At 53.8% G+C, this 5,765-nt stretch carries 2 protein-coding genes, 3 tRNA genes and 3 rRNA genes; 1 reads left to right on the forward strand and 7 read right to left on the reverse strand.

Annotated features, from left to right (window positions below; all coding sequences use genetic code 11):
- Positions 1–16: 16 nt before the first annotated feature.
- From K4G67_RS14900 to K4G67_RS14930, 7 genes are all read right to left on the reverse strand, one after another.
- Positions 17–93 (reverse strand) — tRNA-Met (locus K4G67_RS14900).
- 118 nt (positions 94–211) lie between these two features.
- Positions 212–326 (reverse strand): 5S ribosomal RNA (gene rrf, locus K4G67_RS14905).
- A 121-nt stretch (positions 327–447) separates the two neighbouring features.
- Positions 448–3,251 (reverse strand): 23S ribosomal RNA (locus tag K4G67_RS14910).
- 67 nt (positions 3,252–3,318) lie between these two features.
- Positions 3,319–3,519 carry a hypothetical protein gene (locus tag K4G67_RS14915; protein WP_239807117.1) on the reverse strand — a complete coding sequence of 67 codons (201 nt, stop codon included), beginning with the start codon at positions 3,517–3,519 and terminating at the stop codon, positions 3,319–3,321.
- A gap of 7 nt (positions 3,520–3,526) precedes the next feature.
- A tRNA-Ala gene (locus K4G67_RS14920) sits at positions 3,527–3,602 on the reverse strand.
- Positions 3,603–3,617: 15 nt separating this feature from the next.
- Positions 3,618–3,694: transfer RNA gene (locus tag K4G67_RS14925), tRNA-Ile, on the reverse strand.
- 180 nt (positions 3,695–3,874) lie between these two features.
- Positions 3,875–5,363, reverse strand: a 16S ribosomal RNA gene (locus K4G67_RS14930).
- The 16S, 23S and 5S rRNA genes sit together here with 3 tRNA genes alongside, the layout of an rRNA operon.
- Positions 5,364–5,401: 38 nt before the next feature.
- On the opposite strand from K4G67_RS14930, the gene K4G67_RS14935 reads away from it, so the two are divergent.
- The coding region (locus K4G67_RS14935; RefSeq protein ID WP_239807118.1) for a hypothetical protein at positions 5,402–5,765 on the forward strand (364 nt) is incomplete at its 3' end.

Here is a 5,765-nt window from a genome sequence, read left to right on the forward strand (position 1 = left end):
CTGCGGCTGGGTGATTTGGTTGCGGGGGTTGGATTTGAACCAACGACCTTCAGGTTATGAGCCTGACGAGCTACCGGACTGCTCCACCCCGCGACGGGCGCTATGGCGCCGGGTTGACCGAGGAACGACCAACGTGGAAAAAGGGCTGCCCTTTTGGGGTCAGCCCTTCGACATGTGAATGGGTTATGCCTCGTAACACGCTGGCTTCAATGCCTGGCGACGACCTACTCTTCCAATGCTTGAGCATTAGTACCATCGGCGCTGTCCGGTTTCACGGCCGAGTTCGAGATGGGATCGGGTGGGTCACAGACGCTATGGTCACCAAGCAATGAAGCTGGCGTGTTACGGGTTTCAATCGATGCAGTTTACTTGGGCGTATCTGGCTGGATGACCGTCCGGTCGATGATGCCTGGGGTTGCCCAAGGCTGTCATTGATGGTGCAGATTCATCAAGCATGATCAGAGTTATTAGGACCGGTTAGCTCCATGCGTTACCGCACTTCCACACCCGGCCTATCAACGTGATGGTCTATCACGACTCGAAGATACCTAATCTTAAGGGAGGCTTCCCGCTTAGATGCTTTCAGCGGTTATCCCGTCCATACATAGCTACCCTGCGGCACCCTTGGCAGGATGACAGGTACACCAGAGGTATGTTCACCCCGGTCCTCTCGTACTAGGGGCAACTCCTTTCAAGTATCGACGCCCACGGCAGATAGGGACCAAACTGTCTCGCGACGTTCTGAACCCAGCTCACGTACCACTTTAATTGGCGAACAGCCAAACCCTTGGGACCTGCTCCAGCCCCAGGATGTGATGAGCCGACATCGAGGTGCCAAACGATTCCGTCGATATGAGCTCTTGGGAATCATCAGCCTGTTATCCCCGGCGTACCTTTTATCCGTTGAGCGATGGCCCTTCCACGAGGGACCACCGGATCACTATGACCGACTTTCGTCTCTGCTCGACTCGTCAGTCTCGCAGTCAGGCAGGCTTATGCCATTGCACTCTTGCAGACGGTTTCCAACCGTCCTGAGCCTACCATCGCGCGCCTCCGTTACTCTTTAGGAGGCGACCGCCCCAGTCAAACTACCCGCCACAGAGGGTCCCTACACCGGCTAACGGTGCGAGGTTAGACATCAGAAAACAACAGGGTGGTATTTCACCTATGGCTCCACGTCAGCTGGCGCCAACGTTTCAAAGCCTCCCACCTATGCTACACAGTTCTTTCCTAATGCCACTCTGAAGCTGCAGTAAAGGTGCACGGGGTCTTTCCGTCTAACCGCGGGTACTCCGCATCTTCACGGAGAATTCAATTTCGCTGAGCATATCCTGGAGACAGTGGGGAAGTCGTTACGCCATTCGTGCAGGTCGGAACTTACCCGACAAGGAATTTCGCTACCTTAGGACCGTTATAGTTACGGCCGCCGTTTACTGGGGCTTCAATTCGGAGCTTGCACTCCTCCTCTTAACCTTCCAGCACCGGGCAGGCGTCAGACCCTATACGTCGTCTTGAAGCCGACTTAGCAGAGTCCTGTGTTTTTGCTAAACAGTCGCTACCCCCTGGCCTGTGCCCCCTGCAAAGACTTGCGTCGATACAGGGCCTCCTTCTTCCGAAGGTACGGAGGCAATTTGCCGAGTTCCTTCAGGATACTTCTCTCAAGCGCCTTGGTATACTCTACCTGACCACCTGTGTCGGTTTCGGGTACGGTCTATATGAAGAGGCTATTTCCTGGGACTGCTTCACCGCCCGATCAATCCAATAAGATCGAACGACTGCCACAATCCGTCACACATCTTCAGGCCCACGAATATTAACGTGGTTCCCATCGACTACCCCCTTCGGGCTCGTCTTAGGGGCCGGCTAACCCTACGCTGATTAGCATTGCGTAGGAACCCTTGGTCTTTCGGCGAAAGGGCATCTCACCCTTTTTGTCGCTACTCATGTCAGCATTCGCACTTCCGATACGTCCACCCTCGGTTACCCTCGAGCTTCACTCGCCTACGGAACGCTCCGCTACCGCTCATAGTAAACTATGAACCCTAAGCTTCGGTGCATCACTTTAGCCCCGTTACATCTTCGCCGCAGGAACCCTTGTTTAGACCAGTGAGCTGTTACGCTTTCTTTAAAGGATGGCTGCTTCTAAGCCAACCTCCTGGTTGTTTTGGGATTCCCACATGCTTTCCCACTTAGTGATGACTTGGGGACCTTAGCTGTAGGTTAGGGCTGTTTCCCTTTTGACGACGGACCTTAGCACCCGCCGTCTGTCTGCCGGATAAGACTCGTTGGTATTCGGAGTTTGGTTAGGTTTGGTAGATCTCGCGACCCCCTAGCCCATCCAGTGCTCTACCCCCAACGGCATACATCCGACGCTCTACCTCAATAGATTTCGCGGAGAACCAGCTATTTCCCGGCTTGATTGGCCTTTCACCCCTAAACACAACTCATCCGATAATTTTTCAACATTAAACGGTTCGGTCCTCCAGTGCGTGTTACCGCACCTTCAACCTGGTCATGCCTAGATCGCCGGGTTTCGGGTCTAATTCATCATACTCTGGCGCCCATTTCAGACTCGCTTTCGCTGCGCCTACACCTAACGGCTTAAGCTCGCATGATAAATTAAGTCACTGACCCATTATGCAAGAGGTACGCTGTCACCCCCTAAAGAGGCTCCAACTGCTTGTAAGCATTCGGTTTCAGGTACTGTTTCACTCCCCTAATCGGGGTGCTTTTCACCTTTCCCTCACGGTACTAGTTCGCTATCGGTCATGTACGAGTATTTAGGCTTGGAGGGTGGTCCCCCCATGTTCAGACAGGATTTCACGTGTCCCGCCCTACTCGAGTCTTCTCACATCATTTTCGCATACGGGGCTGTCACCCGCTATGGCCACTCTTTCCAAAGTGTTCTGCTAATTGAATGAGAAGCACTGGCCTGGTCCGCGTTCGCTCGCCACTACTAACGGAATCTCGGTTGATGTCTTTTCCTCCAGGTACTGAGATGTTTCAGTTCCCCGGGTTCGCTTCACCAAAGCTATGTATTCACTCTGGTAATACCTTTTCCACCTCACTCACCCGCTGGCCAATCCGAAGATCAACCAACAACTGAGAGAAATGGTGAAGGTGGGTTCCCCCATTCGGAAATCGCCGGATCAAAGTTTGCTCACAACTCCCCGACGCTTATCGCAGCGTGCCACGTCCTTCATCGCCTGTACATGCCAAGGCATCCACCAAATGCTCTTACCTCACGCTTGAGAATCCACACCATCAACGACAGGCTTGCATAAACCCTGTCGCATCCAACTGGTGCGGACGATAATCTCAGCCAGATATTTCATCTGTAAGTGCCGCATACATACCAACCATACGGTCGATACAATGCGCCACGGCATCGATTAAAAACCCATTCACAATGTCAAAGATCGGCAGCGCAGATCGCCGCCTACCGGCGTAAGCCGGATCGCTTTTCTCTTCATCCCTGGAATAACCATTGGCAAACGCAAACCACCTTACGGCAACCATACCCGTCTGGTGGAGCCTATCGGGATCGAACCGATGACCCCCTGCTTGCAAAGCAGGTGCTCTCCCAGCTGAGCTAAGGCCCCTTATCAGACGTAGAATGGTGGGCCTGGGGGGATTCGAACCTCCGACCTCACCCTTATCAGGGGTGCGCTCTAACCAACTGAGCTACAGGCCCGTTGCCACCGCCGGCCATGAGGCCGCGAGGGCGTGAGCCAGCTCAGGCGTCGAAAGCAAAGGCAAAACCTTCGCTTCCAATTTCCAGTGATGAAGGGACATGAGGACGACGGCAATGTTCTTTAGAAATCCGCGAAGCACTTCCGATGGCTCGCATCGGCGCTTTCGCAAATATCCTTAGAAAGGAGGTGATCCAGCCGCAGGTTCCCCTACGGCTACCTTGTTACGACTTCACCCCAGTCGCTAAGCCCACCGTGGTCGCCTGCCTCTCTTGCGAGTTAGCGCAACGCCTTCGGGTGAACCCAACTCCCATGGTGTGACGGGCGGTGTGTACAAGGCCTGGGAACGTATTCACCGCGGCATGCTGATCCGCGATTACTAGCGATTCCGCCTTCATGCTCTCGAGTTGCAGAGAACAATCCGAACTGAGACGGTTTTTGGAGATTAGCTAGCCCTTGCGGGATCGCTGCTCACTGTCACCGCCATTGTAGCACGTGTGTAGCCCAGCGTGTAAGGGCCATGAGGACTTGACGTCATCCCCACCTTCCTCCGGCTTATCACCGGCAGTTTCCTTAGAGTGCCCAACCAAATGATGGCAACTAAGGATGAGGGTTGCGCTCGTTGCGGGACTTAACCCAACATCTCACGACACGAGCTGACGACAGCCATGCAGCACCTGTCACTCATCCAGCCGAACTGAAGAAATCCATCTCTGGAAATCGCGATGAGGATGTCAAACGCTGGTAAGGTTCTGCGCGTTGCTTCGAATTAAACCACATGCTCCACCGCTTGTGCAGGCCCCCGTCAATTCCTTTGAGTTTTAATCTTGCGACCGTACTCCCCAGGCGGATAACTTAATGCGTTAGCTGCGCCACCCAAGCACCATGTGCCCGGACAGCTAGTTATCATCGTTTACGGCGTGGACTACCAGGGTATCTAATCCTGTTTGCTCCCCACGCTTTCGCACCTCAGCGTCAATACTTGTCCAGTGAGTCGCCTTCGCCACTGGTGTTCTTCCGAATATCTACGAATTTCACCTCTACACTCGGAATTCCACTCACCTCTCCAAGATTCTAGTCTAATAGTTTCAAGGGCAGTTCCGGGGTTGAGCCCCGGGATTTCACCCCTGACTTGGCAGACCGCCTACGCGCGCTTTACGCCCAGTAATTCCGAACAACGCTAGCTCCCTCCGTATTACCGCGGCTGCTGGCACGGAGTTAGCCGGAGCTTATTCTCCAGGTACTGTCATTATCATCCCTGGTAAAAGAGCTTTACGACCCTAAGGCCTTCATCACTCACGCGGCATTGCTGGATCAGGCTTTCGCCCATTGTCCAATATTCCCCACTGCTGCCTCCCGTAGGAGTCTGGGCCGTGTCTCAGTCCCAGTGTGGCTGATCATCCTCTCAGACCAGCTAAAGATCGTCGGCTTGGTAGGCTCTTACCCCACCAACTACCTAATCTTGCGCGGGCTCATCTAAAGGCGATAAATCTTTGGTCCGAAGACATCATCCGGTATTAGCGTCCCTTTCGGGAAGTTATTCCGAACCTAAAGGTAGATTCCCACGTGTTACGCACCCGTGCGCCACTAAGCCCGAAGGCTTCGTTCGACTTGCATGTGTTAGGCATGCCGCCAGCGTTCGTTCTGAGCCAGGATCAAACTCTCAAGTTTGTGTCCAATCCATCACAACCCCCGTAAACGGGAAAGCCATGACGAATGAATTCAAGGAGCCGATACCTGCACTTGTCAAACGCAATGGTTACGTAAGGACATGTTCATCCCATCAGCATAACGCCAACAGAACTTTCGGCATCGACTTGGTTACCGGTCACTCGCGCCTTGAAGCCGCGAAACCGGGCGCCGTCGCCCACATGTCCCTTCATCTAAAACCAACAATGTCAAAGAACCAACCAAAACATAAAGCGGACAACCAATGTTCCCCAATCCCTAAGACCGGGGGACTAGCTGTCCTATATGTCGGCGACCGAACCTCCGAGAACCCAGTGAAGAGCGTCTCGCCGTCCGGTGAGAGGGCATATATGGGGGCCCAACGATTCGGTCAACAGCAGGATT

It is taken from the genome of Croceicoccus hydrothermalis, from assembly GCF_022378335.1.
Lineage (GTDB): Bacteria > Pseudomonadota > Alphaproteobacteria > Sphingomonadales > Sphingomonadaceae > Croceicoccus > Croceicoccus hydrothermalis.